The 25996-nt window shown below is 60.7% G+C and carries 27 protein-coding genes; 17 read left to right on the top strand and 10 right to left on the bottom strand.

Translation table 11 applies throughout. From position 1 onward, the window contains the following. Nucleotides 1-547 precede the first annotated feature (547 nt). The 4 genes from KHA73_RS07045 (at nucleotide 548) to KHA73_RS07030 (ending at nucleotide 4520) form a co-directional block, all read left to right on the top strand. Nucleotides 548-751, top strand: coding sequence for a ParD-like family protein (locus tag KHA73_RS07045; protein WP_006324220.1), 204 nt, complete (start codon nucleotides 548-550; stop codon nucleotides 749-751). Next, a complete protein-coding gene (gene map / locus KHA73_RS07040; RefSeq protein ID WP_234589923.1) occupies nucleotides 748-1542 on the top strand; it encodes a type I methionyl aminopeptidase in 795 nt (264 codons plus the stop codon). Before KHA73_RS07045 ends, map begins: the two co-directional genes overlap by 4 nt. A gap of 76 nt (nucleotides 1543-1618) precedes the next feature. After that, entirely contained in the window at nucleotides 1619-3328 is a 1710-nt protein-coding gene (gene dld, locus KHA73_RS07035) for a D-lactate dehydrogenase (RefSeq protein ID WP_234589922.1), read from the top strand. A gap of 340 nt (nucleotides 3329-3668) precedes the next feature. Beyond that, nucleotides 3669-4520 (top strand): DMT family transporter, encoded by an 852-nt coding sequence (locus KHA73_RS07030; protein WP_234589921.1) that lies wholly within the window; start codon nucleotides 3669-3671, stop codon nucleotides 4518-4520. A 51-nt stretch (nucleotides 4521-4571) separates the two neighbouring features. Here KHA73_RS07030 and KHA73_RS07025 read toward each other — a convergent pair whose 3' ends face one another. Further along, a complete protein-coding gene (locus KHA73_RS07025; RefSeq protein WP_234589920.1) occupies nucleotides 4572-5162 on the bottom strand; it encodes a Yip1 family protein in 591 nt (196 codons plus the stop codon). 206 nt (nucleotides 5163-5368) lie between these two features. On the opposite strand from KHA73_RS07025, the gene KHA73_RS07020 reads away from it, so the two are divergent. The 5 genes from KHA73_RS07020 (at nucleotide 5369) to KHA73_RS07000 (ending at nucleotide 9399) form a co-directional block, all read left to right on the top strand. Next, on the top strand, nucleotides 5369-5839 hold the full coding sequence (locus tag KHA73_RS07020; protein WP_234589919.1) for an acyltransferase: 471 nt from the start codon (nucleotides 5369-5371) through the stop codon (nucleotides 5837-5839). Further along, nucleotides 5836-6378 (top strand): GNAT family N-acetyltransferase, encoded by a 543-nt coding sequence (locus KHA73_RS07015; protein WP_234589918.1) that lies wholly within the window; start codon nucleotides 5836-5838, stop codon nucleotides 6376-6378. Before KHA73_RS07020 ends, KHA73_RS07015 begins: the two co-directional genes overlap by 4 nt. A gap of 104 nt (nucleotides 6379-6482) precedes the next feature. After that, on the top strand, nucleotides 6483-7313 hold the full coding sequence (locus KHA73_RS07010) for a DUF1460 domain-containing protein (RefSeq protein ID WP_234589917.1): 831 nt from the start codon (nucleotides 6483-6485) through the stop codon (nucleotides 7311-7313). Nucleotides 7314-7427: 114 nt separating this feature from the next. After that, complete coding sequence (locus tag KHA73_RS07005) at nucleotides 7428-8240, top strand: MetQ/NlpA family lipoprotein (RefSeq protein ID WP_234589916.1); 813 nt, start codon at nucleotides 7428-7430, stop codon at nucleotides 8238-8240. Between the two features lie 133 nt (nucleotides 8241-8373). Then, nucleotides 8374-9399 carry a MerR family transcriptional regulator gene (locus KHA73_RS07000; protein ID WP_234589914.1) on the top strand — a complete coding sequence of 342 codons (1026 nt, stop codon included), beginning with the start codon at nucleotides 8374-8376 and terminating at the stop codon, nucleotides 9397-9399. A 6-nt stretch (nucleotides 9400-9405) separates the two neighbouring features. Here KHA73_RS07000 and KHA73_RS06995 read toward each other — a convergent pair whose 3' ends face one another. Next, nucleotides 9406-10284 (bottom strand): LysR family transcriptional regulator, encoded by an 879-nt coding sequence (locus KHA73_RS06995; RefSeq protein ID WP_234589912.1) that lies wholly within the window; start codon nucleotides 10282-10284, stop codon nucleotides 9406-9408. Nucleotides 10285-10386: 102 nt separating this feature from the next. On the opposite strand from KHA73_RS06995, the gene KHA73_RS06990 reads away from it, so the two are divergent. Both KHA73_RS06990 and KHA73_RS06985 read left to right on the top strand, forming a co-directional pair. Then, entirely contained in the window at nucleotides 10387-11313 is a 927-nt protein-coding gene (locus KHA73_RS06990) for a DMT family transporter (protein ID WP_234589911.1), read from the top strand. Nucleotides 11314-11413: 100 nt separating this feature from the next. Continuing rightward, complete coding sequence (locus KHA73_RS06985) at nucleotides 11414-11953, top strand: GNAT family N-acetyltransferase (protein WP_234589909.1); 540 nt, start codon at nucleotides 11414-11416, stop codon at nucleotides 11951-11953. Nucleotides 11954-11992: 39 nt separating this feature from the next. Here the strand turns inward: KHA73_RS06985 and KHA73_RS06980 are convergent, their stop codons facing one another. From KHA73_RS06980 to KHA73_RS06960, 5 genes are all read right to left on the bottom strand, one after another. Further along, complete coding sequence (locus KHA73_RS06980) at nucleotides 11993-12913, bottom strand: DUF808 domain-containing protein (RefSeq protein WP_234589907.1); 921 nt, start codon at nucleotides 12911-12913, stop codon at nucleotides 11993-11995. Nucleotides 12914-13014: 101 nt separating this feature from the next. After that, nucleotides 13015-13419, bottom strand: a complete 405-nt coding sequence (locus KHA73_RS06975) for a VOC family protein (protein ID WP_234589905.1) — start codon at nucleotides 13417-13419, stop codon at nucleotides 13015-13017. 154 nt (nucleotides 13420-13573) lie between these two features. Beyond that, nucleotides 13574-14503, bottom strand: a complete 930-nt coding sequence (gene pbpG, locus KHA73_RS06970) for a D-alanyl-D-alanine endopeptidase (RefSeq protein ID WP_234589904.1) — start codon at nucleotides 14501-14503, stop codon at nucleotides 13574-13576. A gap of 151 nt (nucleotides 14504-14654) precedes the next feature. Next, nucleotides 14655-15758, bottom strand: a complete 1104-nt coding sequence (locus KHA73_RS06965; RefSeq protein WP_234589902.1) for an adenosylhomocysteinase — start codon at nucleotides 15756-15758, stop codon at nucleotides 14655-14657. A gap of 47 nt (nucleotides 15759-15805) precedes the next feature. Further along, the gene (locus tag KHA73_RS06960) at nucleotides 15806-16750 is read right to left on the bottom strand and encodes a GlxA family transcriptional regulator (RefSeq protein ID WP_234589901.1); all 945 of its coding nucleotides are present in this window, start codon (nucleotides 16748-16750) and stop codon (nucleotides 15806-15808) included. Nucleotides 16751-16841: 91 nt separating this feature from the next. Here KHA73_RS06960 and KHA73_RS06955 point away from each other — a divergent pair, with 91 nt between their 5' ends. Then, a complete protein-coding gene (locus KHA73_RS06955) occupies nucleotides 16842-17522 on the top strand; it encodes a DJ-1/PfpI family protein (RefSeq protein ID WP_234589900.1) in 681 nt (226 codons plus the stop codon). Between the two features lie 50 nt (nucleotides 17523-17572). After that, nucleotides 17573-18136 (top strand): DedA family protein, encoded by a 564-nt coding sequence (locus tag KHA73_RS06950; protein ID WP_234589899.1) that lies wholly within the window; start codon nucleotides 17573-17575, stop codon nucleotides 18134-18136. 2 nt (nucleotides 18137-18138) lie between these two features. Here KHA73_RS06950 and KHA73_RS06945 read toward each other — a convergent pair whose 3' ends face one another. Both KHA73_RS06945 and KHA73_RS06940 read right to left on the bottom strand, forming a co-directional pair. Further along, complete coding sequence (locus tag KHA73_RS06945; RefSeq protein WP_234589898.1) at nucleotides 18139-18765, bottom strand: LysE family translocator; 627 nt, start codon at nucleotides 18763-18765, stop codon at nucleotides 18139-18141. Nucleotides 18766-18834: 69 nt separating this feature from the next. Further along, on the bottom strand, nucleotides 18835-19728 hold the full coding sequence (locus KHA73_RS06940; protein ID WP_234589897.1) for a LysR family transcriptional regulator: 894 nt from the start codon (nucleotides 19726-19728) through the stop codon (nucleotides 18835-18837). A gap of 112 nt (nucleotides 19729-19840) precedes the next feature. Between KHA73_RS06940 and KHA73_RS06935 the strand changes: the two genes are divergently transcribed. Both KHA73_RS06935 and ansP read left to right on the top strand, forming a co-directional pair. Further along, nucleotides 19841-20278 carry a PACE efflux transporter gene (locus KHA73_RS06935; RefSeq protein WP_234589896.1) on the top strand — a complete coding sequence of 146 codons (438 nt, stop codon included), beginning with the start codon at nucleotides 19841-19843 and terminating at the stop codon, nucleotides 20276-20278. Between the two features lie 429 nt (nucleotides 20279-20707). Then, nucleotides 20708-22174, top strand: coding sequence for an L-asparagine permease (ansP, locus tag KHA73_RS06930; RefSeq protein WP_234589895.1), 1467 nt, complete (start codon nucleotides 20708-20710; stop codon nucleotides 22172-22174). A gap of 39 nt (nucleotides 22175-22213) precedes the next feature. Here the strand turns inward: ansP and KHA73_RS06925 are convergent, their stop codons facing one another. Beyond that, nucleotides 22214-22993: a HalD/BesD family halogenase gene (locus KHA73_RS06925; protein ID WP_234589894.1), complete on the bottom strand. Its 780-nt coding sequence runs from the start codon at nucleotides 22991-22993 to the stop codon at nucleotides 22214-22216. Nucleotides 22994-23108: 115 nt separating this feature from the next. Here KHA73_RS06925 and KHA73_RS06920 point away from each other — a divergent pair, with 115 nt between their 5' ends. Next, entirely contained in the window at nucleotides 23109-24002 is an 894-nt protein-coding gene (locus KHA73_RS06920) for a LysR substrate-binding domain-containing protein (RefSeq protein ID WP_234589893.1), read from the top strand. A gap of 144 nt (nucleotides 24003-24146) precedes the next feature. Beyond that, a complete protein-coding gene (locus tag KHA73_RS06915) occupies nucleotides 24147-25964 on the top strand; it encodes a hypothetical protein (RefSeq protein WP_234589892.1) in 1818 nt (605 codons plus the stop codon). Nucleotides 25965-25996: the final 32 nt, after the last annotated feature.

The raw sequence follows: 25996 nt of genomic DNA, 5'->3' as shown, positions 1-25996 counted from the left end.
TGCCGTTTTTTCCTTACCCTATATGACCAACAGGTCTGTTGTTGACAGGCGGTTTATATAAGGCTCAAGTAATTAACATCATTAATTAATTATTTTCACAGGTGAATTTAAATTAACCCACAAATCGGCACCGCTATTAACGACCTCCTGATTTACAAAAGAATAATCACTATTACAGAAACTGACATGTCGCCGGGTATTTTATTCACACCCGATTTTTCGTAAATTAATTCCTCTTAATCGGCAGCTACAACGTAAAAATAAAACATCATCACCGGTTCAACCGCTGGTATAGGCCATGTAATAAAAAACGGATGAAAATATGAAAACGCTACGACGCAGCATAATGGCGATGTTAATTTTGATCGCTCTAATTCTCGCCAGGTTCTATTTGTTTAACTGAAAAACCGCCCCTTTCATCACTGCCGGTACGCCGGCAGTGCCTCCCCCGCGCGCCGCGGCAATCGGCGCCTTACGCCACATAATGTCAAACCGTCGCCATCCAAAACGTATACATTTCGTATATTGTTCACTACAGGAGCCGCCGATGGGCATCGTAAAAATTTCAGACGCGCTGCATGACGATCTGCGCCTGGCCAGCCTGACCATGACGCGCTCGATCAACGCGCAGGCCGAGTACTGGATCAAGATCGGCATGCTGGCCGAGTTCCACCCGGAGCTGACCTACCCGCAGCTGGTGAAAAAGATGATGAAAGATAACGCGCTGACGCTGAAGGAGATTGTCGGGTGAAAGAGATTGTGATCAAAACGCCGGAAGAGATTGCCAAAATGCGTCACTCTGGCGCCCTGCTGGCCAGAGTGTTTGCTATGCTCGATGAGGTGATTGTCGAAGGCATTTCCACCATGGAAATTAACGATCGCGCCGAGGCGTTTATCGTCAACGAATTGAAATCGCGGCCGGCCAGCAAGGGGCAGTATGATTTCCCCTATGTGCTGAATACCTCGATAGACGAAGTGGTGTGCCACGGCATTCCCTCCGTCAGCAAGATCCTGCGTGCCGGCATGATAGTCAACGTCGACATCACGTTGGAAAACGGCGGCTACATCGCCGACTCCAGCAAAATGTACTGTATCGGCCAGGTTACGCCGCTGGCCAAACGCCTGGTGAACAACGTATACGAATCGCTGTGGCAGGGCATCCGCGCGGTGAAACCGGGCGCTACCCTGGGGGATATCGGCCACGCCATTCAGCAGCACGCCGAGCAGGCCGGCTACAGCATCGTGCGTGAGTACTGCGGCCACGGCATCGGCCGCGATATGCACGAAGAGCCGGCGGTGCTGCACTTCGGCCAACCGGGCACCGGCATGGCGTTGCAGGAGGGTATGGTGTTCACCATCGAGCCGATGATTAACCAGGGCGACCACCGCATCAAGCAGAAGAAAGACGGCTGGACGGTAGTGACACGCGACAAAAAGCTGTCTGCCCAGTGGGAACACACCCTGGCGGTTACCGCCGACGGCGTGGAAATTCTGACCCTGCGCGACGAAGAGCGCCGTGCCGGCTACGCCGAAAGATATTAAATTATTAAGCCAATAAATTAACAGGCTAATAAGCTAACAACTTACTAAAACCTACGGGTTACGAAGGGAGATCGGCATGACGCAGTCCTCCAGCGAGGCGTTTCTCAATCAGCTTAAAGACATCGTCGGCGGCCCGCAGTTGCTGACCGGCGAACGCAGCACCGAACGGTACCGCAAGGGCTTCCGCTCCGGCGAAGGCAAGGCGCTGGCGGTAGTCTTCCCCACCCGCCTGCTGCAGCTTTGGCGCATTCTGGAGGCCTGCGTGGCCGCCGACAAGATTGTCATCATGCAGGCGGCCAACACCGGTTTGACCGAAGGCTCAACGCCCAGCGGCAACGACTACGACCGCGATATCGTTATCGTCAGCACCCTGCGCCTCGACCACGTTCAGGTGCTGGACAACGGCAAACAGGTGATCGGCTTCCCCGGCAGCACGCTGAACCAGCTGGAAAAGCTGTTGAAACCCTACGGCCGCGAGCCGCATTCGGTGATCGGTTCCTCCTGCATCGGCGCCTCGGTGATTGGCGGCGTGTGCAACAATTCCGGCGGTTCGCTGGTTAAGCGCGGCCCGGCCTACACCGAGATGGCGCTGTACGCGCAGCTGGGCGAAGACGGCCAACTGCGGCTGGTGAACCATCTGGGGATTAAACTCGGCGATACGCCGGAAGAGATCCTCACCCGGCTGGAGAAAGGCGACTATCGGCCGGAGGACGTCGAGCACGGCGAACTGCGCGCCTCCGACAACGAATACGCCACCCGGGTGCGCGACGTCGATGCCGACACCCCTTCCCGCTTCAACGCCGATAAGCGCCGCCTGTTTGAGGCCTCCGGCTGCGCCGGCAAGCTGGCGGTGTTTGCCGTGCGCCTCGACACCTTCGAAAAAGAAGGCAAAGAGCAGGTGTTCTATATCGGCACCAACGACACCGCCGTGTTGACCGAGCTGCGCCGCCATATGCTGAGCCAATTCGAGAACCTGCCGGTGGCCGGCGAATACATGCACCGCGATATTTTCGACATCGCCGAGGTGTACGGCAAAGACACCTTTATGATGATCGACAAGCTCGGCACCGATCAAATGCCGCGCTTCTTCACTCTCAAGGGGCGCATGGACGCCAGCCTGAACAAGCTGCCGCTGCTGCCGCACAACCTGACCGACCGGCTGATGCAGGGGCTGAGCCATTTTGCCCCCAGCCATCTGCCGAAACGCATGAAGGAATACCGCGAGCGCTTCGAACACCACCTGCTGCTGAAAATGGCCGGGCCGGGGGTAGAAGAAGCGCAGCAGTACCTGAGCCGCTACTTTGCCCAGGCCGACGGCGCGTTCTTCGCCTGCACCGCCGAAGAGGGCAAGAAAGCCTTCCTGCACCGCTTTGCCGCCGCCGGCGCCGCCGTGCGCTACCATGCGGTGCACGCCGACAAGGTGGAAGATATTCTGGCGCTGGACATCGCTCTGCGCCGCAACGACACCGAGTGGTTTGAAACCCTGCCGCCGGAGATCGACAGCCAGTTGGTGCACAAGCTGTATTACGGCCACTTTATGTGCCACGTTTTCCATCAGGACTACGTGGTGAAAAAAGGCGTCGACAGCCATGCGCTGAAAGAGAAAATGCTCGAAATCCTCGACCGGCGCGGCGCCGAATACCCGGCGGAACATAACGTCGGCCACCTGTATGCGGCCAAGCCGGACCTGCAGGCGTTCTACCGCGCCGCCGATCCGACCAACAGCTTTAACCCCGGCATCGGCAAAACCAGCAAACGCAAAGGCTGGGCCGATAACGGACGGTAACCTTTCCCGGGGCGCGTTGATTTTACGTTGCGCGCCCCGGCAAAGCTGATTATATTTAATCCGTTACCCTTTCCCGCACTCAGGAAAATTCATGATTCAGTTTGCGCACACTACAGACCCGACAACCGCGACCCTGCCAGCCGCGGTTGCGTCGTGCGCATCCTCCGCCCCACCCGCCGTTTCTTCTGTCGTCACCGCGGTTGCCGCTTACCCGCCACGCATAGTGGTTGTGCGCTAAGCCAAACCGACTTTTTACCTCCGGCTTTTTCTAAATTTTTGCGCTCAGGCGTAGACCGCCGTGCGTGCCGGAGCCTGTAATTTTCACGACAGGTGAAATGAAATGCGATTACCTTCTCAATGGGCCAATGCCGGCCTGGCTACGCTGTTCGTCCTGCTATGGAGCAGCGGCGCGATCTTCTCCCGCTGGGGTCTGGAGCACGCCTCCGCCTTCGCTTTCCTGTTCTTCCGCTGCGCCATCGCGCTGGCGCTGCTGCTGGCCATCGGCCTGTGGCAGCGGCAATGCCTGCCCGCCCCCGGCACCCGCCGGCGCGTTGCGCTGATTGGCCTGCTGATGATCGGCAGCTACCAGATTTGCTATCTGCTGGCGCTGGAACGGGGCATTACCCCCGGGGTGCTGGCCACGCTGCTCGGCGTGCAGCCGATCCTCACCCAGTTCGTCACCGAACGGCGCTGCGCCGGGCTGCGCGGCCTCGGCCTGCTGATGGCGCTGGCCGGTCTGACGCTGGTGGTGTATCAAAGCCTGATGGTGGCCCGCTTCTCGCTCATCGGCATGCTGTGCGCCTTTATCGCGCTGGGCTGCATGACCGCCGGCACCCTGTTGCAAAAAGGCATGACCCAGCCACCGCTGGCGGTGTTGCCGCTACAGTACGCCGTCGGGCTGTTGATGTGTACGCTGGTGCTGCCGTTCGAACCGTTGCGGGTGGAATGGCGGCTGGAGTTCGCGTTGCCGCTGGTGTGGATGGCGGTGGTGATATCCGTGCTGGCGACCTTTCTGCTGTACCGCCTGATCCAGCGCGGCAATCTGGTGCAGGTCACCAGCCTGTTTTACCTGATCCCGGCGGTGACCGCCCTGTTGGATTATCTGCTGCTCGGCCACGCGCTGGCGGCGATGAGCCTGTTGGGCATGGCGAGTATCGTGCTCGGCGTGATGCTGGTGTTCCGCAGACCTTAAAACGCAAAAGCCCCCCGCGCCGGCGGCGCGGGGGGCAAAGACTGACTCAACTTAGAATAACCAGGAACCATACCCCCACAGCAGCACCGTCACCCCGAGCAGGAATTCAAGCAGCAGGATGCCGATGGCGAAGGTTGAGCTGGAGAAGATAAACCCTTCCTTGCTGTCGATATTCAGGAAGTGCGGAATGCCCAGATTCAGCAGATAGCCCGAGTAGCACAGGCCGATAATGCCGACGAACAGACACAGCCACACCACCGGGTAGAGCGCCACGATGCCGCTGAGGAACATCGGGGTGGCAACGTAGCCGGCGAACACCATGCAACGGTGCAGGCTGGGGCGCGATTCATAACGGCGCGCCATCCAGTGGATCACTTGCCCCATGATCGCCACGCCTGCCAGCATCAGCAGGTAGAACGCCACGGCGGTATACAATGCGGTAAACATATCGAGCCGGATCGCGTGCCCTTCACCGGAGAGCCAACCCAGCTGCGTGGTGCCGATAAAGGCGCAGACCACCGGGATCGCCGCCAGCAACAGCACGTGGTGGGTATAGAGGTGCGAGACGCTTTCGTTCTCGCTTTTAATGTGTTCGAACTCGGCGCTTGGATGCGCCAGAAGCCCCCAAACGTGATTGACCATGAGACACCTCCTCCATCGCCTTAAGTCGCAATCGGCGAACGAATTTAACACCCCTGACGGATAGCTGCCCGTACGAGGATTGCGGTCACGGGGCTCTCTCCCCTGTATTGATTATAGCCTTTTGCTGAAAAAGCGTGCGGAAAGCGCGGAGGCGGCGGCGGTTTGTTTTATAATCCCTCCATTGTGTAATGGCTGAGAGGAATGCCATGTCATCTGCAATAACGCTCCGCCAGGCGGGGATTGTCGACATTGAGGCCGGCCGCAACGTTACCCTGGTCGAACCCTGCAACCTGTACGGCTGCCGCCTCGGCGACGAGGTGTTCGTCGGCCCGTTCGTCGAGATCCAGCGCAACGTCAGCATCGGCGCCCGCAGCAAAATTCAGTCGCACAGCTTTATCTGTGAATACGTGACCCTCGGCGAGGATTGTTTTATCGGCCACAACGTCACCTTCGCCAACGATCTGTTTAAAGACGGCGCCCCCAATGCCGATCCGGCGAGCTGGGGCCGGACGCGCATCGGCGATCGGGTGGCTATCGGCTCCGGCGCCACCGTGCTGGCGGTGAGCATCTGCAGCGGCGCGGTGATCGGCGCCGGCGCGGTGGTGACCCGCGACATCACCCGCCCGGGAATTTACGCCGGCAACCCCGCCCGCCTGATCAGGGAGCTGGCTCGATGATCCCGGCCATTCAGATCGCCGCCGTCGGCCAGCTGCCCGCCGGCTACCTGGAAAGCTGCGACTTCAGCTTTCAAATCTCCTGCTACGCCCAGCCGTTGTTCGACACCCCGGTCGACAGCTGGCCAACCAGGCCGGTGGCGCCGTTTCGCAAAAGCTACCCGCCGGCGCCCTTCGTCAACGAAGAAAGCGAGACGTTTCTTGCTCGCCATCGCGGTGAGGCCGTCGGCCATGTCACGCTGAGCAAAAACTGGAATGGCTATACGCTGATTGAAGAGATCGTCGTGGCCGCTCACGTGCGCCGCCTGGGTATCGCCCGCGCCCTGCTGGCGTGCGCCAAAGGTTGGGCGCGCAGCCAGGAGACCTCAGGTATGATGCTGGAGACGCAGAACAACAACCTGGCGGCCTGCCGTTGCTACCAGGACAGCGGCTTCATTCTCGGCGGCATCGACCATCTGCTGTATCGCGCGCAGCCGGAAATCGCCGATCATGAGATTGCGTTGTTCTGGTATTTGCCGTTCAACAGCGAAATCGGTTACTGATTTATCGATCGCCATTTACACCATATTTACTTTTTAAGCGCCCATCAAAGGATGCGAACTGTTATCATTTCGATGATAACCAAGCGAAACCATTGGAGGGTTGAATGTACAAGGTTGTTTTACTGATGCTAGTTATAGCCATGAGCGGATGCGCCGGGCGTTCCCCCGCAGCGGGCTCAACATCCCAACCGGCGGGCGCTACGCGCCCCGAGCCGGATACGCAGGCCCGGATGGATGACGCTACCTTGCGGCAGCTCAATGCCATCCTCGCCCAGCCCATTGCCGGGCAAGGCGGCGGCCGCAGCGCCGATCTGATCTCCCGGCAATTCCTCGGCACCCCCTACGTCGCCAACCGGCTGATCGGCTCGCAGGAAACGCCGGAGCAGCTGGTGATCGACTTCCGCGGCCTGGATTGCTTTACCTTTATCGACTACGTCGAGGCGCTGCGCACCGCCCATACCCAGAGCGAATTCGTGCGCAATCTGATTAACATCCGCTACGTCAACGGCGAGGTCAGCTTCCCGCAGCGCAAGCATTTCTTCACCGACTGGGCGCAGCGGCCACGGGTGGTCGCCAAAGATATCACCGCGCAGCTCAGCCCGCGTGCAGTCACGCTGGAAAAAAACCTCAATCTGAAAGCGGACGGCAGTAATTACCTGCCGGGCCTGAAGCCCCTGCGCCGCAGCATCACCTACATCCCCAGCGATAACGTCGACGACAAGGTACTGTCCCAGCTGCGCACCGGCGATTACATCGGCATTTACACCAACCTGGCCGGGCTTGACGTTACCCATACCGGCATCTTCGTGATGACCGACCGCGGCCCGATGCTGCGTAACGCATCGTCACGCAAAGAAAACATGCAGGTGGTGGATTCGCCCTTTATGGATTACGTGCTGGCGACGCCGGGCATTCTGGTATTGCGCCCGCTATAACGGTTATTAGCTATAGCCGTTTGTGCTTAGCAAGCGTTTGACTTCACTACAGCTTCAGGATTATCTGTCAGGACAAAACCAACTGATTTTATTGTTCTTTTCAGGGAGTCTTCGATGACCAAGAGTTGGCGTTACACCCCTCTGCTGGCGGCGTTTGCCGCCGTGCTGGCGCTGCAGGGCTGCGATCAAAAAACGAGTCAGAATCACATCAAGGTCGGGGTGATAAACGGCGCCGAACAAGACGTGGCGGAGGTCGCCAGGCAGGTGGCGAAAGAGAAATACGGCCTGGACGTGGAACTGGTGGGCTTCAGCGGCTCGCTGCTGCCAAACGAGGCCACCGACAAAGGCGATCTGGACGCCAACGTGTTCCAGCATCGGCCATTCCTCGAGCAGCAAAACAGGGAGCACGGCTACAAGCTGGTGGCGGTCGGCAACACCTTCGTATTCCCGATGGCCGGCTACTCGAAGAAGATAAAATCGCTGAAAGAGCTGCAGGACGGCGCGGTGATCGCCATTCCCCTCGATCCGACCAACCTCGGCCGCGCGCTGCTGCTGCTGGAAAAAACCGGCCTGATTACGCTGAAGCCGGGCAAGGGGCTGCTGCCCACCGCGCTGGACATCAGCGCCAACCCGCATAACTACAAAATCATGGAGATCGAAGGCGCGCAGCTGCCGCACCTGCTGGACGACCCGAAAGTCACCGTCGCTATCATCAGCACCACCTACATCAACCAAACCGGGCTGACGCCGACCAAAGACGGCATCTTTATCGAAGACAAAGATTCGCCGTACACCAATATCATCGTCACGCGCGAAGACAACAAGGATGCGCAGAACGTGCAGAACTTCGTCAAGGCCTATGAGTCGGATGAAGTGAACAAGGCCGCAGAGAAAATCTTCAACGGCGGTGCGGTAAAAGGCTGGTAACCCCTGCAGGATCACCCGTGGCGGGCGCCGCTGGCCGGGCCCGCCGCTTTCCCATCATTTTTGCTTACGCGCTCTTGACCCTCACGCAACGTCAGGCTTTAGTATTCCTGCACGCACCGGGGAGGAGTGACCCATGTTATTGAAAATAGGCGAACTGGCGCGGCGTTCCGGCATCACCGTCAGAACGCTGCATCACTACGACAGCATAGGCCTGCTGGTCCCTTCTGCGCGTTCCGACGCCGGTTATCGTTTGTACGACCGGGCTGACATCACCCGCCTGCACCATATCCAGGCGCTGCGGCGCCTGGGCATGAAGCTGGCGGAAGTTGGGGCGATTTTGGAACGTTCCGGCCTGGCGCTGCCGGCGGTGATTGAACAACAGATTGCCATGTTCGATCGGCAGCTGGCGCAAATCGCCGCGCTGCGCGGCAGGCTGCAGCATATGCACGCCCAGCTCACCGCCGGGAATGAGCCGGAACTGAACGACTGGCTGACTACGTTGGAGTTAATGACCATGTACGACAAATATTTCACTGCCGATGAGCTGGCGCAACTGCCCTTCTATCAGGCCGACGCGGCCCGCAATCAGGAATGGGCCGCGTTGGTGAACGACGTGGGCCAATTGATGGCGAGCGGCGTCGAACCCCAGGCGCAACCAGCGCAGGCCCTGGCGCGCCGTTGGATGCAGATGCTGGAGCGCGATACCGCCGGCAATCCGGCCTTCCTCACCCGGCTTAACGCCATGCATGCCGAAGAACCCGCGATACGCGAACAGACCGGCATCACGCCGGCCATGACCGACTACGTGACCCGCGCCTTTGCCGAAACCAAGCTGGCGATTTATCAAAAGTACCTGTCGGAAGAAGAGTACGCCCACGTGCGCCGCCACTACTTCACCCGGCTGCAGGAATGGCCGGCGCTGATCGCCCGCTTCCATCAGGCGCTGCAGGACGGCGTGCCGCCCGACTCGCCGCAGGCGAGGCAACTGGCGGCCAACTGGCTGGAGCTGTTCCAGTCTTATGCCGGCCCCAGTCCGGCAACCCAAATGAAAATCCGCCAGGCGATGGACCGGGAGCCGACGCTGACCGAAGGAACCTGGCTGACCCCGGCGCTGCTGGACTATTTGCGCCAGGCGGTCGGCCACCTGATGCGCGGCTGACGCTATTTACCCGGCGGCATCCACCAGCCGGACGATGCCCGCCACGTCGGCAAAGCACTCCAGCAAAAACGCCGTAACGGCGACAATGCCCGGTGCATGGCGAATATCGTCGTGCACCGTCAGCCAGATTTCACGACGCAACGCGAGCTGCGGCGCCAACCGTTGCAGGCCGCCGCCCTGAGCCAAAAAATGCGGTAACAGCGCCACGCCGGCACCGGCGACCGCGGCGGCGGCCTGGATCATCAGATCGTTACTGCGCAACACCATTGGCCGGGGGCCGGCCTGTTCCAGCAGCCAGCGCTGCTGTGCCGGAGCGGCAAGCTCATCGTGGTAACCGATAAAACCGAGCGCCGAGTCCGGCGTCACCCGCAAATAGTCGGCGCTGGCGTACAAGCCAAACTCCGTGGTGCCGATTTTCCTCGCCACCAGATCGCTTTCGCTGGCGCGGCTGAGCCGAATAGCGATATCGGCCTCGCCGCGCAGCAGAGACAGGTTAGCGGTATTCGCCAGCAGAATTAACCGCAGTTCGGGATGACGCCGCCGCAGTTCACCGAGACGCGGCGCGATCAATGTCAACCCCATCACCGGCGGCACACTGAGCGTAACCTCACCCGAAACGCCGTGCCGCCCGGCAAGCGCGGCCCTGCTGACGGCAAACGCATTGAGCATCATATCGTCCCCCTGAGCGGCGATACGCTGCCCGTCAGCGGTCAGCAGGTAACTGCGCGGGCGGCGATCCACCAGCTTTAGCTGCAGCGCAACCTCCAGGCTGGCGATGCGCCGGGCGACGGTAGCATGATCGACCTGCAGGCTGCGCGCCGCGCCGGACAGCGATTTTTCGCGGGCGAAGATCATGAAGTAATGCAGATCCTCCCAATTGAACATGGGTGTTTTCTCACATTTCAGGTGAATTCATGTGGGATTTTACCCTAACGGCGATAGGCGCAAACTGTTTTCTGTCCGTTTTTTCATCAACAGGAAACCGCCATGAAAACTTCACTGCCGCTGGCCTACTCAGGCGTGATTGTCGCCACCTTCTTTTGGGGCACCAACTTCAACGCCGGGGCTTACATCATCGCCCACCAGCCGCCGATCAGCGCCTCGATAGAACGCTTCAGCCTGGCGACCCTGGCGCTGCTGCTGATCTTCGGCCTGCGCGGACAGCTGCGGCTCAGCGTGCTGAAGAAAAATTGGCCGGCCTATCTTGGGCTGGGAATACTCGGCTTTACGGTGTTTAACCTGTGCACCTTCTTTGGCCTGCAATCCACCACGCCGATCAACGGCGCGCTGATCCTCGCCACCACCCCGCTGTGGACGATGGTGTTCAGCATTATTTGGGAAAATGAAAGGTTCAACCCGCCGCGCATCGCCGGTTTGCTGGCCGGTTTTATCGGCGTGGCGCTGGTTATCACCAAAGGCGATATCCAGGCGTTGCTGCGGCTGGATATCAGCCCCGGCGACGGCATCATTTTGCTCGGCAGCCTGGCCTGGGCGCTGAATATGGTCGGCACCCGCCGCCTGGTGAGCGGCGCTACCGCCATCGAAACCACCAGCTATTCCATGCTGTTCGGCACGCTGGCGTTGCTGCCGCTGGGATTTATTTTCGAGCGCCCCTGGCAAAGCCTGACCGGCGCCGCGCCCAGCGTGCATGCGGCGGTGGTTTATTTGGCGCTGTGCGGCTCATTGCTGGCCTATCTGTTGTGGACCAAAGGGCTGGAAGCAATAGGATCGGTGCGTACCGCAGTCTTCATAAATCTGGCGCCGGTGTTCACCATGCTGGTCGCCACCCTCACCGGCCACGCCCCCAACGTTTGGCAGTTGGCCGGGGCAGCCTGGGTGATCCTCGGCGTGCTGCTGGCGTCCGGCGCCTTGAAAACTTGGCTGTCTGCACGCCCGGCGTCCCGGCAGCCATAGGTTTTTCTTATCTTCACATAAGAAAGCCCGATTTACCTTCGCCTCGGGCGGGGAGCATAATGCGGTTATCCACTGATTTGCCAAGGTAAACAGAACCGCCATGACGTTCTCCGCCCCGGTATTGCTCCTCGCTGACGCCACGCCCGACGATATGGCTGCGGTGCAGCAAATTTACGCCCACCACGTGTTGCACGGCGCGGCCTCATTCGAAGAAACCCCGCCGACGCTGGCGGAAATGCAGCAGCGGCTCGGCAAGGTGCGGGAAGCCGGGCTGCCCTGGCTGGTGGCCAGGAGCGAAAGCCGCATCCTCGGCTACTGCTACGCCACCCCTTACCGGCCGCGCCCCGCTTACCGCTATACGGTAGAGGATTCGGTGTATGTCGCCCCCGGCCAACAGGGCAACGGCATCGGCCAAGCGCTGCTGGCGGCGCTGATCGCCCGTTGCGAACAGGGGCCCTGGCGGCAGATGCTGGCGATCGTCGGTGACGCCGCCGCCAATCGGGGCTCGCTGGCGCTGCATCAAAAGCTGGGGTTTCACAGCGTGGGCACGCTGAAGGCGGTGGGATTCAAACTGGGGGAATGGCGCGATACCCATATCATGCAGCGCACGCTGGGGGACGGCGGCGACAGCCGGCCGTAACATCAGAGAGAGGGGGCGCAAAACGCCCCCCCTCGGCTATCAGGCGGTGAAGCGTGCGCGGATAGCGCCCAGCGCCGATACCACCGCCAACACCACGCCGCCGGCAATCAGGCCGAACACCACGTTCAGCAACGCCGGGATCGCGCCCTGCAGAATATGCCCGAAGGTAGGTACGACGGTGGCGTAAGATGCCCAGTCTTCGAACAGATGGTGCACCGGCGGCAGGCCATGGGTGAGGATGCCGCCACCGACCATAAACATGGCGACGGTGCCGACGATCGACAGCGTTTTCATCAGATAAGGCGCGGCGCTGACGATGCCGCCGCCGATGGAGCGCGCCAATGCGCTGCTTTTGCGGCTCAGGTACAGCCCCAGATCGTCGAGCTTGACGATACCCGCCACGATGCCGTAAACGCCAATCGTCATCACGATGGCGATGCCGCACAGCACGATCACCTGTTGGCTGAAGCTGGCGCCGGCGACGGTGCCCAGCGTGATGGCGATAATCTCGGCGGACAGCACAAAGTCGGTGCGTATCGCCCCCTTGACCTTGCGTTTTTCATAGGCAGTTGCGTCCTCATTGACGTCCAGCGCCTCTTTTTTCTCCTCCCCCGCCTCTTTACCCCGGCTCAGGCTATGGAAGACTTTTTCAAACCCCTCGTAGCACAGGTAGGCGCCGCCCACCATCAGCAACGGCGTAATCGCCCAGGGCGCGAAGGCGCTGATCAACAACGCCAGCGGCACCAGGATCGCCTTATTGATAAACGAGCCCTTGGCGACGCTCCACACCACCGGCAGTTCGCGGTCGGCCTTGACCCCGGTGACCTGCTGCGCGTTGAGCGCCAGATCGTCCCCCAGCACGCCGGCGGTTTTTTTCGCCGCCATTTTGGTCATCAGCGAGACGTCGTCCAGCAGTGAGGCGATATCATCAATTAACGTCAGTAAGCTACTTCCGGCCAAAGCGGTTCATCCTTTTTAAAATCGTGAGTTATTGCTGGTTTAGCATAGCGGTAAACGCCCGCCGATGTGTATCGGATAAAATCCGTTTTCTACACGGCGGCTCAGCCGAGATCCCCCGCCGGCACGTTCAGTTGCCAGGACAGGCCAAAGCGATCGTTAAGCCAGCCGAAACGCGCGCTGAAGCCGTAATCATCCAGCGGCATCAGCACCTTTCCCCCCTCCGCCAGCCGCGCAAACACCCGCTCCAGCTCGGCTTCGTTGGCCAGATTGACGAACAGGGATACCGCCGGGGTGAAGCCGAAGTCGTGACTGATCGGGCTGTCGATAAACACCAGGTTCTGCCGGTCAAAATCGATGGCGGCATGCTTGATAAGCCGCTTGCCGTCCGGCGCCGCGTCATAATGCTGGACCTGCTGCACCCGGAAGCGCTCAAACAGCTCGCTGTAGAGATCGATCGCCTGCCCGGCGGCGCCCTGGAACATCACAAAAGTGGAAACCTGGCTCATGAGATCCTCTGCCGTAAACGATAGGGTATTAATGGAGAATAGCGGATAAGCGCAGCAACGCACCGGCGATATCTGCGTGCGGGACGTGGCGGCAGCGTGAGAGAGGTTTGTCATCAAGCGGCCTGCGGCAAGCGCGGCAGGCCGTAAAAACGGATTACTCGGTTTCGTTCTTCGCCAGGCGGGCGTCTTTCTGCCGGCGATAGTCGCGGGCGGCGGCCGGGATCGGCGTCACCTTACCGGTTTCAATCCAGCTGCGCAGGCGGTTGGCGTCGGCAAAATGGGTGTACTTGCCGAACGCATCCAGCACCACCAGCGATACCGAACGGCTGCCGATCATGGTGCGCATCGCCAGGCAGTGGCCCGCTTCGTTGGTAAAGCCGGTCTTGGTCAGCTGAATGTTCCATTTCGGGTTGTACACCAAATGGTTGGTGTTGCGGAACGGCAGCTGATAGTTGGGATCCCTGAAGCTGGCCGTACGCTCGGTGGTGGTGCTGAGCTGGCCAATCAGCGGGTACTGTTTGGTGGCGATCAACAGCTTGGTCAGATCGCGCGCGGTCGAGACGTTATGAATCGACAGCCCGGTCGGCTCCACATAATGGGTGTTGGTCATACCGAGCGCTTTGGCCTTGGCGTTCATCGCTTTGATGAAAGCGCCGTAGCCGCCCGGATAGTGGTGCGCCAGGCTGGCGGCGGCGCGGTTTTCCGACGACATCAGCGCCAACAGCAGCATGTCCTTGCGGCTGATTTCGCTGTTCAGGCGCACCCGCGAGTACACCCCTTTCATTTCCGGCGTCTGATGGATATCCACCGACAGCATTTCATCCAGCGGCAGATGGGCGTCCAGCGTTACCATCGCGGTCATCAGCTTGGTGATCGAGGCGATCGGCACCACTTCGTCGGGGTTGCGCGCGTACATCACCTTATGGGTTTGCATATCCACCACCATGGCGCTGCCGGACGCCAGCTCAGGCTGGGCGGCGTGCGTGGCCGCGGCGTTGTCGCTGGCCAGCGCGCGCGGCGCGAAGCCTGCTCCTGTCTGCAAAGCGAGCAGGGTTAGTACCAAAACACGTATTTTCACATGCATTACTCTGAAATGGGGGCTTGAACTTAGCGGATTATATGTGAGGGTTCGGCGGTTGGCACTGGGATTGTGCGGCGGATTTGTGACAAATTCTGTCGGACCAAAAACGGCGAAAACCGCAGGCGCTCTGGGATGGGCGCCCGCGATTGAAAAGTTACAGCGCCGGCTGCCAGGCCGACTGCGGCAACAGATACAAACCGGGCGCCTGCCGCGCCCCGGCGCCGACGATGTGGCCGATGCCGGCCGCCATCACCGCCAGCGTCACGTCGAAGGCATTCAGGCTGTCGCCGTAGCCGGCGGTCAGGTTGAACATCGAGCCGTTGGCCAGTAAATAGAGCTGTTTGTCCGCAAGTTGGTAAGCGTTAACAAACGGCATTGGTTCGCTGTGCGGCAGCGCCTGCAGGAAGCCGACGTCAATCTCTTCCGCCACGTGGCCGACGTTGAGGATAAACGCACCGTCCCTGACCTGCTGCAAATGCCGGGCCGACAGCACGTTCTTCGCCCCGGTGGCGGTGGCGATCACGTCCGCCTGGCCAACTGCCGTCGCCAGGTCGACCACTGCCCAGCCGTCATAACGCGCCTGCAGGGCCCGCGCCGGATCGATCTCCGCCACTATCACCTGGCCGCCGTAGGCTTTGGCCGACGCCGCCACCCCCTGCCCAACCAGCCCGTAGCCAATCACCAGCACGCATTTTTCGTGCAGCGTTAAATGGGTGGTCTGGAAGAAGGTGTGCCAGGCGGTCAGGCCAACCATATGGCGGTTGTGCAACCCTTCCTTCACCGGCAGGTCATCCCAGTTGAAGATCGGATAGCGCGGCGCCATGCCGTTCAGGCGGCTGATGCCGGACCCGGTGGCCTCCAGCCCGGCGACGATCTGCGGCCCTTCCGCCGTCTGATGCAGGCGCGTGGTCAGATCCGCCCCCATCTCGCACAGGTGAGTCGGCTGCCAGGCCAGGGCGCGATCAAAAGAGTCCGACCAGTCGGCGGCGCTCATGTCGCGCCAGGCATGGGCCTGCGCGCCCCGCCGCTCCAGCCAGGCGACCACGTCATCCTGCACCGTGGTCGGGTTGCAGGTGGTCAGATAGACCGCCGCCCCCTGGTCCAATAGCCCGGCCACCAGCGGCGCCATCTTCAGATCCAGGTGCATATTGCACGCCAGACGCACCCCCTTGAGATCCGGCAGCGCGGCCACCGCCGCACGGGTGCGCGGCATATGGCGCATCGCCCAATCCAACTCGCTTGCAAAATCCTGATACATCCGTTGCTCCTCTGGTGCGCCACGCCGCCGGGGCGTGGCAAAATAATTCATCCCGCGCGGCTCAGCCGTTTGATCGCCTGCGGCGACAGGCCAAATACCCGCACAAACGCCCGCCGCATGCGTTCCGGATCGCTGAATCCCACCGCCCGGCCGATGGCCTCCAGCGTTTCGCTGCTCTCTTCGATCCGCACCCTGGCCGCCTCCACCCGCAGCTGTTCGATCACCTTGGCCGGCGTCTGGCCGGTTTCTGCGCGGAACATCCGGCCGAACTGACGCTCGCTCAGGCAGGCGGCCGCCGCCAGATCGGCCACCGCCAGCGGCCGCTGCAAATGCTCGCGGGCAAAAGAGAGCGCGGTGCGGATGCGATCCGACGACGGATTCAGCGCCAGCAGCAACGAATACTGCGACTGGCCGCCGGGGCGCCGGTGATACACCACCAGTTGGCGCGCCACGCCGGCGGCAATGTTCTCGCCAAGATCGTCCTCAATCATCGCCAGGGCCAGGTCTATGCCGGCGCTGATGCCGGCCGAGGTCCAGATATCCCCGTCCCGAATGAAAATCCGGTTGCTGTCGACCCGAATGCGCGGATAGCGCTGCTGCAGCTGCGCCGCATGATACCAATGCGTAGTGGCGCGTTTGCCGTCCAGCAGCCCGCAGGCCGCCAGAATAAACGCGCCGGTGCACACGCTGGCGATGCGCCGGGTCTGCCGGCGCTGGGTCAGCAAGAAATCCACCAGCACCGGCGACTGCGCCGCCGCCACGTTGCCGCGCCCGCCGGCCACCACCAGCGTATCGAAGCGGGCGTTATGGCAAGGCTGAGTGGCGATCTCCACCCCGGCGGAACTGGTCACCGCCCCGCCCTGCGGCGAGATCGCCAGGCAGCGGTAAGCCGGCGTGTCGGTGAACTGATTGACGTTGTCGAACGCCGCCAGCGGCCCGGCAAAGTCCAACAGGTTGAAACCGGGAAAAACCACGAAACCGATCGTTTTCATGATGGCGCTTTTTGAGGGTTATCCGTCATATCAGCCAAAAATAGAGCAGTTATTATTGCCCAGGTCAAATAACAAAACTGAGGCGAATATCATGTCTGAACCGTTAGTCATTGTTTTTCCGATCTACCAGGGCGTCACCCAGCTCGATTTCACCGGCCCGCTGCAGTTTCTGCGCCGCATGCCGGGCGCGGAAATCATCGTAGCCTCGATCGGCGGCGCGGACATCGCCTCGGAGGGGCTGCACTTCACGCAGTTGCAAAGGTTGGAGGAGGTCAACCGCTGCGACGTACTCTGCGTGCCGGGCGGCAGCGGCTGCGCCCAGGCGCTGGAGGATGCGGGCTTTATGCGCCAGATCCGGCGGCTGGGCCAGCAGGCCCGCTATCTGACGTCGGTCTGCACCGGCTCGCTGATCCTCGCCGCCGCCGGCCTGCTGCAGGGCAAACGCGCCGCCTGCCACTGGTCGATGCGCGACAGCCTGGCGCTGTTCGGCGCCATCCCAAGCAGCGCGCGGGTCGAGCGTGACGGCAATGTGATCAGCGGCGGCGGCGTCACCGCCGGCATCGATTTCGCGCTGGCGTTAATCGCCGAGCTGCACGGCGAGGAAACCGCCCAAATGATCCAGCTGTACCTGGAATACGCCCCGGCGCCGCCGTTTGCCGGCGGCACGCCGGAGCTGACGCCGCCGCACATTCTGGCGAAGGTGCAGGCGCAAATGGCGGACGGCCTGCGGCTGCGGCGTGAACAGGTGGCGCAGATAGCCGCCCAGCCGTAGCGAACGGGCGTATACTTACCCTTATGCGTCAGCCACATAAGGAGTAAAGAATGACCGATTTGGCCCACTACATTACGGAATATGGCTACTGGGCGTTGTTTATCGGCTGCCTGGCGGAGGGGGAAACCATCACCCTGCTCGGCGGCATCGCCGCACATGACGGGCTGCTGCACTGGCCGTGGGTGATTGCGGTAGTGGCCTTTGGCGGCACGCTGGGCGATCAGCTGCTGTATTTCGTCGGCCGCCGCTACGAAGGCCGGGTGATGTCCCGGCTAAAAGGCCAGGAAAAACGCATTGCGCGCGCCAGACGATTGATCGCACGCCACCCGACGCTGTTCGTGATTGGCGTGCGCTTTATGTATGGCTTCCGCATTATCGGCCCGGTGCTGATCGGCGCCAGCAGGCTGCCGCCTGCGCGCTTCGTGCCGCTGAACATTTTAGGCGCGGTGCTGTGGGCGACAATTTTCGTCATGCTCGGCTACTTTGGCGGCCAGGCGATCGAAAGCTTCGTCAGCGGTTTCGACAAAAAGCTCTCCAGCCTGCTGTTTGTCGCGCTGGCTATCGCCGCCATCCTGTTGCTGCGTTTCTGGTGGCGGCGACGCCATGCCGATTAAGCTCAGCGGTTCAGCATCAGCTTCAGGCCAAGCAGCGCCAGCACGCCGCCGCCCAGCCGATCAAACCAGGCTTTGAACCGCAGATAGACCCGGCGCGGGCGCGGTGAAGACAGCACATAGGCCACGAAGGCGTACCACAGCACGTCGACCGTCAGGGCGATCAGCGGCAGCAACAGATACATCGGTGGAGAGATTTTATGGCTGAGCAGCGCGGCGAATACGCTGCCGAAGACAATGGCGGTGTTCGGGTTGCCTAACTGGGTCAGCAGGCCGGCAGTAAAGGCGTTGCGAAACCCCAGTTGCCGGCTGCCGGCCGCCCCGATGTTCAACGGGCGGCTGGCGCCGCGCAGCATGTTAAACGCCAGATAGATTAGGTAAGCCCCGCCCAGCAGCTTGAGCGTGCCGTACAGCCAGGGCACGGCCAGCAGCAGTGACTGCAAGCCTAACAAGGCCAGCAGCGCAAAAATGAAGCAACCGACGCCCATCCCCAATGCGACCGCCATGCCGTCAAAACGTGAAGAAGCCACTGCGGTACGCGCCACCAAAATAAAACTCTGCCCCGGGCTCATTGCCCCCAGCGCAATCGCGCCGGTAATGCTCAATATCGACAGCGCCGTTTCGCTCAACATGCCTTTTCTCCCGTTATTATCCCCTGCTCAAACTAGCGCAGGGTTGAAAACAAAAGCAATGGCGTTTCTTTAAGATCCCTGCGGCGCATCGCGCATCAGGGCCACCAGCTCGCGGGCGGCCCTGTCCTGCGGCCGGTTTTTCAGCCAGATCAGGTGCATCGGCAGGCGCAGCTCATTCTTGGTGTTTTTGAACTTCAGCCGCACCAGCCGGCTCTGCGCCAACAGCGGGGCGGTCAGAGACAGCGGGAAATTGCCCCAACCCAGCCCCGCCTCAACCATGCTCAGCGCCATCGGCAGGCTGTCGGTACGCCAGTAAGACTCCGCCACCCGGGGGCGCAGATCGACGACCGGCAGATCGCGGCTGGCCACCATGATCTGCCGCACGTTGACCAAATCCTCAAGAAACAGCTCATCCGCCGCGCCCCGGATTGCCGGATGCTGCGGCGACAGCGTCGCTACCAGCGACTCCGCGCCGACAAAATGAAACTGCTCCGCGCTGTTGATATTCAGGCCGCCGAACGCCAGGGCGACGCTCACCCTTTGCTGATGCAGCATGTGCAGCACGTCATCCTGTGGCGCGGCCAGCACCTCGATATCCAGCAGCGGGTAGCGTTGCGACAGCGTTTGCACCGCCGCCAGCAATGCGGCGCTGTTGATGTCCGAAGCCACGCCGATCGACAGCCGGCTCTCCAGCCCCTGCGAGAGCTCGATGGCGTGCACCTGCAGCTGTTTGAGCTGTTCGGCGATCAGCCGCGCGTGCGGCGCCAACGCCAGCGCCAATGCGGTCGGCGTCGGCTCGCGGTGCGTGCGGTCAAACAGTTGAAAACCGAGCTCCGCCTCCATGTTGGCGATCCCCATGCTGACCGCCGAAGGCACGCGCCGCAGCGCCCGGGCGGCGGCGGAAAACGACCCGCGATCCAGCACCGCCAGGAACAGCTCGATATTGTCGCTGGAAAAGTTCATTGCCTCATCTGTCAGCCAAACTGACAGCTCCTGACTTTTTCTATCAATAGTATTGACGTTATCTTAGCCGCCGAGGCCCAAGAGGCAACGAAAAATAAGTCAGGAGAACACAATGCAAGGCGTTAAACGCAAACTGGTGTATGTCACCGCCTATGAAATTATCGGTATGACGATCTCGGCGCTCGGGCTGGCGTTGCTTTCCGGCCATGCGCCGAGCAGCACCGGGCCGCTGGCGGTGGTGATCACCAGCATCGCGGTGAGCTGGAACTTTATTTACAACTATTTGTTCGAAGGGTGGGAAAGCCGCCAGGCTTCGCGCACCCGCACGCTCAAACGCCGCGTTCTGCATGCGGTGGGCTTCCAGCTGACGCTGGTGGTGTTCCTGATCCCGCTGATCGCCTGGTGGATGGGCATCACGCTGTGGCAGGCGCTGCTGCTGGACATGGCGCTGATTATCATCATCCCCTGCTACACCTTCCTGTTCAACTGGGCGTTCGACAAGCTGTTTGGTCTGCCGGCATCCGCCCTGCCGGCCGGTGAATCGGCCTAAGCTCCCGTGTAAAGAGGCCCGCTGCGAATACGCGATGCGCAGCGGGTTAAACATTATTCCCGTCCTTATTTTCCGCCGCGAAATATAAGAACAACCCCCTGTAATTTGCACGGTAATTATTATTTTGTGATTTTAATCACTTTTTATTCCTCGATATTTCCGTCTTGATAAATTAATCCATCTTATTGAATAATATCTTCTTTTATATAAAGATTAAAAAATAAACACAATTGTTCACGATTTATGCGCAGGTTTTTTTGCCACATTTACGGAGAAAAGGTAGCATGCTTCGCCGTTATTTAATGACGGCTGTATACACAATAAACAGCAGAATGATGCCACGACCTCATTCTCATCGCGATTGCCGCTGGCAATCGTTTGCTCGCGTTAAGAGCAGGGTTAACCACAGACAGGTAAACAGGACGGATGATGCACTCACATAAAAAGTCTGCGCATGACAAACACGCAGCCAGAAGACGTTGGTTAGACTCCCATGACTCCGGTTATCACAAGAGCATGGGCAACCGGCAGATACAAATGATCGCCATCGGCGGTTCGATCGGCACCGGCCTGTTCCTCGGCACCGGCGGCCGGCTGGAATTGGCTGGGCCGGCGTTGGCGCTGGTCTATCTGGTGTGCGGGATTTTCTCGTTCTTTATTCTGCGCGCGCTGGGCGAGCTGGTGCTGCACCGCCCCTCCAGCGGCAGCTTCGTGTCTTACGCCCGTGAGTTCCTCGGTGAAAAAGCCTCTTACGTCGCCGGTTGGATGTACTTCCTCAACTGGGCGATGACCGGCATCGTCGACATCACCGCCGTGGCGCTGTACATGCACTATTGGGGCACCTTCGCCGACGTGCCGCAGTGGCTGTTCGCGCTGTGCGCCCTCGGGGTGGTCGCCACCATGAACATGATCGGCGTGAAGTGGTTCGCCGAAATGGAGTTCTGGTTCGCGCTGATCAAGGTGGTCGCCATCGCGCTGTTCCTGGTGGTGGGCGTGGTGTTCCTCGGCACCGGCACTCCGGTGGCGGGCCATACCACCGGCCTGCACCTGATTACCGAAAACGGCGGCATGTTCCCGCACGGCCTGCTGCCCGCGCTGGTGCTGGTGCAAGGGGTGATTTTCGCCTTCGCCGGCATTGAGCTGATCGGCACCGCCGCCGGCGAGTGCAAGGATCCGGCCAAAATGATGCCGAAGGCCATCAACAGCGTCATCTGGCGCATCGGCCTGTTCTACGTCGGTTCGGTGGTGCTGCTGGTGCTGTTGCTGCCGTGGAATGCCTACCAGGCGGGCCAGAGCCCGTTCGTTACCTTCTTCAGCAAGCTGGGCGTGCCTTACATCGGCACCATCATGAACATCGTGGTGTTGACCGCCGCGCTGTCCAGCCTCAACTCCGGCCTGTACTCCACCGGCCGCATCCTGCGTTCGCTGGCGATGGGCGGCTCGGCGCCGAAGTTCATGGCCAAAATGAGCAGCCAGCAGGTGCCCTACGCCGGTATCCTGGTCACCTGCGGCATCTACGTGATCGGCGTGGTGCTGAACTACCTGGTGCCTTCGCGGGTGTTCGAGATCGTGCTGAACATCGCCTCGCTGGGCATCATCGCCTCATGGGCGTTTATCATCGTCTGCCAGATGCGCCTGCGCAAAGCGGTGCGCGAAGGCCGCGCCCAGCCGGTTTCCTTCAAAATGCCCGGCGCGCCCTTCACTTCCTGGCTGACGCTGGCGTTCCTGCTGGCGGTGGTGGTCATGATGGCGTTCGACTACCCGAACGGCACCTGGACCATCGCCACCATCCCGGTGCTGGCGGTGCTGCTGACGCTGGGCTGGTTCGGCCTGCGCAAGCGCGCGCAGGAGGTGAAGCTGGAACAGCAGGCGCACGAAGAGCAATCGACGCGCTAATTCGTCGAACCGCCCCAACCGGGGCGGTTTTTTTATCCGCTATAGCCGGCCGTAGAAGGTCATTCTGGCGCTTTCCGACAGCATCACGTCCGGCTGGGCGTTGTAAGCCAGCACCACCAGCATGCGGGTGATTTTGCCCTCAGTGGGCGTCACCCGGTGCATGGCGTTGCGCCCGCGGAACAGCACCAGACCCCCCTCTTCTATCGCCAACCGCTTCACCGCCCGCTGGCCGTCCAGCACCTGCGTCACCCCAGCGTAGTTCATCTCCCCGCCGTCGGCGTCGCGCAGGTTCTCCACGTATTCGAAACGCCCGCCGGCCTCGGGTTTCTGTATCAGCAGCGTGATGGCGAACGACGAATTGTCGAAATGCCACCCCAGCTCTTGCCCTTGGTGCGCGTAATGCAGGTTGATCGAAGACAGCCGATCGGCATAGGGATAAAGCTGCCGTTCCCCCAGCACCGCGCAGAGAAAATCGCGAAACGCCTGGGCGTTGTACAGGGTACGCAGCGGCGATTGCGCCGGAATATCCTCATCGGTGATGCAGCCCTTGGAGGACACCACCAGCCGGTTGCGCGCATGCTCGGCGGGCAGGCTGTCGTCGTGCGGCCGCAGATAGACGTTGTGGCTGTTGGCGGCGTAAAACGCCGCCGGGCTGTGCTCCGCGCCTTCCAGCCGCACGGTGGCCAGCGCGGCGCGGCTGAGAAAACCCGGCAGCACCAGCGCGCCTGCGGCATCCAGCGTCTGGCGGCAGCGGGCCTGGAAGGCGGCCTCGCCGATCGGGTTAGCGGATAAATCAACAATATGAGCGAGTTGCTGCATGACATTCCCCTGAGTGCGCATTGGCCGGATAGGCTCACTGTAGCGAATGTCGCATTGCCGCCATAACAAAAATACGTTATGGATAAGCTAACCAATTCTTAGCGATAAGCCCGTTATGAACGCACCTTCCCGCGCACGCCTGCCGAAGCTGAGCGCCATTCTGGCGTTTGAAACCGCCGCCCGCACCGGCAGCCTGGCCAGCGCGGCCGACAGCCTGGCGCTCACCGCCGCCGCCGTCAGCCAGCAGATCCGCCAGCTGGAGCAGCATCTGGGCATCACCTTGTTCACCCGCGCCAAAAGCGGCGTAACGCTGACCGAGCAAGGCGCCGACTACCTGGCCTACGTGCAGCAGGCCTTCGAGACGCTGCGGGTGGCGCAGCAGCACGTTGACCGCCAGCGCGGCAAGCACACCCTGACGGTATTTGCGCTGCCGGCGCTGGCGTCGAAATGGCTGAATCCGGCGATAGGCGACTGGCTGGCGCGCTACCCCGAGCTGGATATCCGCCTGCACGCCACCCATGCCGCAGTGGATTTCGCCAGTTCTGCGGCGGACTTTGCGCTGTGTTTTGGCGATCGGGATTACCCGTTGCTGGAAAAGGTTCAGCTGTTCCAGGACCGGGTGCTGCCGGTGTGCAGCCCGGCGCTGCGCAACGGCGCCGACTGGGCCCAGCTGCCGTTGATCCACGTCGACTGGGGTAAAGAAAGCCAGTTTCTGCCGGGCTGGCACGAATGGTTCACCGCCGCCGGGCTGCAGCCGCCATTGCGGCGCGGCCTGACCTATAACCTGACCTCGCTGGCGATCGACGCCGCCGTTCAGGGCCACGGCGTGCTGCTCGGCCAGCAGCGGCTGATCGCAGAAGAACTGGCCAGCGGCGCGCTGGTCAGGCTGGCCGAACCGGCGCTGCCGCTCAGCAAACCCTACTTCGCGGTTTACCCGCCGCGCACCCTGAACAAGCCTGGCGCGACGGCGTTTCTGGCCTGGCTGCAGGGGCTGGCCTGCACCGGCTAACGCCTTACCTCGCCGCCAGCCCGCTGGCGCTGGGCACAACGCCAACCGCTTAATCCCCTTTCGTTCCCCTGTTAATTTACCTCCGCAGCCAAGGCAATAACGGCCTGGCGCAGTTTCGCCTCTCTCAAAAATAAGGGTCACATCATGATGACATTAAATGATTACGCCGCTCTGCGTGCCTATACCGGCAGCGAGGCGGCGGTGATGATCGAAAATCGCTATCATCACGGCGTATTCCTTCGTGACGATACAGACACCACCAGCCTGGATAACGGCGCCACCCTGCTGCGCGATGCGCAGAACCGCCGCTGGAAACGCATTATCAATAACGGCGAATACAGCATTGACTGGTGGCACCAGCCGGGCGACGAGCTGGATTATTCACTGACCATCAGCCGCGCCAGCGATTTTTTGCAGGTTAAAGGGGAAGAGTGGTGGCAAGCGCAGATCCCGACCACGCCGGCAGGCATCACGCTGGTCGGCCCCGGCGGCGTGCGTAAGTGCCTGACCAGCGCCAGGTTGAAACTGTGGAAAAACGCCGTTGATTTTAAAGGCACCATTCTGGATTTCAGCGGCGCTACCGACGTCGAATGCGTGCGGGTGGTATATAGCCTGGGCGCCCCGGCCATCTATAACCTGCGCATCGTCGGCGCCCCCGATGCGGCGGCCAACCTGCGCGGCCTGTGCGTCTACAGCGACGCCGCCAATATGCATGGCATGCCGGCCAGCCAACTGCTGGTGCAAAACGTCTGGCTGACCAACCTGTACAAAGGCATCGTGTTTGGCGACAACGCCTACATCCAGAGCTGGCACAGCATTATGGTGCGCGGCTGCTGGTGGCCGATTTGGTCCGAGAGCACCGCCAACGCCGGCGAGAAAATCGTGTTCTACAAATGCCTGTTCGGTGACAGCAGAAACTATTATCAGGGGGTGCACAGCCTGGCCTTCCGCGACTGCTCTTTCGACTACAGCGGCTTTGCCAGCGAAGCTGAACAACAGGCCAATAGCGACTACGGCTTATTCGATCTCAAAAGTGGAACTCTGGACTTCAAAAACTGCCACTTCGAATGGGGCAATGCCAATTGCCGCAATTACCGGCCGGTCTTTACCAGCGACAACGGCGGTACGGTGAAAATCAAAGACAGCCAGTGGCACAGCGTGATGACCAATAACACCGATCCCGGCAGCACCGTGCCTTATCAGTACGTTGAATATTTCTATTTCGACAAGTCCAGCGATCTGCGCGGCAAATGTTATATCGACGGTTTCGACCTGGTGAATGCGGACATTAAAAAAGGCTGGTCAAACAACCACATTGAAATGAAAAACATCGTCGCGCCGGGCTATGTCAACATGTGGCGTTTTTTATACCTGGGCGATGGCGTTAACCATCTGCCGGAGCCGGGCTGGAAAGAAAGCAGCGCGTTGATCTTGAATAACCTTTACGCCACCGGCGGCACCCGCATTTCGCAAACCGAAACCTCTGAACTGGCGATAACGCTGAAAAATGGCGTCATTACCGCCACCACCCAAACGGCGACGGCGGACAAGAAAATCGAGATCTATTTCCCTATCGGGAAAAACGATTTGGTGCTGTGGCGGGCCACGCTGGAAAACCTGCAGGGCCTGAACGGCATGGACGTCGCCATCGGCACTTATCAGGGTAAATATCTGCTGAACGGCAATGCGGGCACAACCACGGTGTTGGAAAAAACCTGCCAGTGGGGCCGCACCGGTACGGTAACGCCGGCTTCATCGGCAACGATGACGTCGGATCGCATTACCGCGCTGAACGCTGCGGAGTATCTGCCGTTGCCGGAGGGTTATGTCAACTATGCCCGTATCGTCATCACGCTGAAAAACTTCACCGGCAGCGCCGCCAATCCAGCCTCGGTGGACATCACCAGGCTGCTATGCCAAAAGATCGCCATCGTTGATCGCAACCCACGCAAGTCCTGGTAAACGGATCGGCCCCCATCAGGGGGCCATTTCCC

The organism is Serratia entomophila, assembly GCF_021462285.1.
Taxonomy (GTDB): domain Bacteria; phylum Pseudomonadota; class Gammaproteobacteria; order Enterobacterales; family Enterobacteriaceae; genus Serratia; species Serratia entomophila.
The sequence above is the reverse complement of the archived record's forward strand: the minus strand, read 5'-3'. Positions and strand labels throughout refer to the sequence as shown.

Coding starts and splice junctions, on each gene's coding strand:
- KHA73_RS06965 (WP_234589902.1), bottom strand. CDS start 15,758: ATGTATCAGGATTTTGCAAGCGAGTTGGATTGGGCGATGCGCCATATG.
- KHA73_RS07025 (WP_234589920.1), bottom strand. CDS start 5,162: ATGGTCAATCACGTTTGGGGGCTTCTGGCGCATCCAAGCGCCGAGTTC.
- KHA73_RS06945 (WP_234589898.1), bottom strand. CDS start 18,765: ATGTTGAGCGAAACGGCGCTGTCGATATTGAGCATTACCGGCGCGATT.
- KHA73_RS07020 (WP_234589919.1), top strand. CDS start 5,369: ATGTCATCTGCAATAACGCTCCGCCAGGCGGGGATTGTCGACATTGAG.
- KHA73_RS06915 (WP_234589892.1), top strand. CDS start 24,147: ATGATGACATTAAATGATTACGCCGCTCTGCGTGCCTATACCGGCAGC.
- KHA73_RS06940 (WP_234589897.1), bottom strand. CDS start 19,728: ATGAACTTTTCCAGCGACAATATCGAGCTGTTCCTGGCGGTGCTGGAT.
- KHA73_RS07015 (WP_234589918.1), top strand. CDS start 5,836: ATGATCCCGGCCATTCAGATCGCCGCCGTCGGCCAGCTGCCCGCCGGC.
- pbpG (WP_234589904.1), bottom strand. CDS start 14,503: ATGCATGTGAAAATACGTGTTTTGGTACTAACCCTGCTCGCTTTGCAG.
- KHA73_RS07000 (WP_234589914.1), top strand. CDS start 8,374: ATGTTATTGAAAATAGGCGAACTGGCGCGGCGTTCCGGCATCACCGTC.
- KHA73_RS06920 (WP_234589893.1), top strand. CDS start 23,109: ATGAACGCACCTTCCCGCGCACGCCTGCCGAAGCTGAGCGCCATTCTG.
- KHA73_RS06995 (WP_234589912.1), bottom strand. CDS start 10,284: ATGTTCAATTGGGAGGATCTGCATTACTTCATGATCTTCGCCCGCGAA.
- KHA73_RS07010 (WP_234589917.1), top strand. CDS start 6,483: ATGTACAAGGTTGTTTTACTGATGCTAGTTATAGCCATGAGCGGATGC.
- ansP (WP_234589895.1), top strand. CDS start 20,708: ATGCACTCACATAAAAAGTCTGCGCATGACAAACACGCAGCCAGAAGA.
- KHA73_RS06950 (WP_234589899.1), top strand. CDS start 17,573: ATGACCGATTTGGCCCACTACATTACGGAATATGGCTACTGGGCGTTG.
- KHA73_RS07045 (WP_006324220.1), top strand. CDS start 548: ATGGGCATCGTAAAAATTTCAGACGCGCTGCATGACGATCTGCGCCTG.
- KHA73_RS06955 (WP_234589900.1), top strand. CDS start 16,842: ATGTCTGAACCGTTAGTCATTGTTTTTCCGATCTACCAGGGCGTCACC.
- KHA73_RS06960 (WP_234589901.1), bottom strand. CDS start 16,750: ATGAAAACGATCGGTTTCGTGGTTTTTCCCGGTTTCAACCTGTTGGAC.
- KHA73_RS06925 (WP_234589894.1), bottom strand. CDS start 22,993: ATGCAGCAACTCGCTCATATTGTTGATTTATCCGCTAACCCGATCGGC.
- KHA73_RS06990 (WP_234589911.1), top strand. CDS start 10,387: ATGAAAACTTCACTGCCGCTGGCCTACTCAGGCGTGATTGTCGCCACC.
- dld (WP_234589922.1), top strand. CDS start 1,619: ATGACGCAGTCCTCCAGCGAGGCGTTTCTCAATCAGCTTAAAGACATC.
- KHA73_RS07005 (WP_234589916.1), top strand. CDS start 7,428: ATGACCAAGAGTTGGCGTTACACCCCTCTGCTGGCGGCGTTTGCCGCC.
- KHA73_RS06975 (WP_234589905.1), bottom strand. CDS start 13,419: ATGAGCCAGGTTTCCACTTTTGTGATGTTCCAGGGCGCCGCCGGGCAG.
- KHA73_RS07030 (WP_234589921.1), top strand. CDS start 3,669: ATGCGATTACCTTCTCAATGGGCCAATGCCGGCCTGGCTACGCTGTTC.
- KHA73_RS06935 (WP_234589896.1), top strand. CDS start 19,841: ATGCAAGGCGTTAAACGCAAACTGGTGTATGTCACCGCCTATGAAATT.
- KHA73_RS06985 (WP_234589909.1), top strand. CDS start 11,414: ATGACGTTCTCCGCCCCGGTATTGCTCCTCGCTGACGCCACGCCCGAC.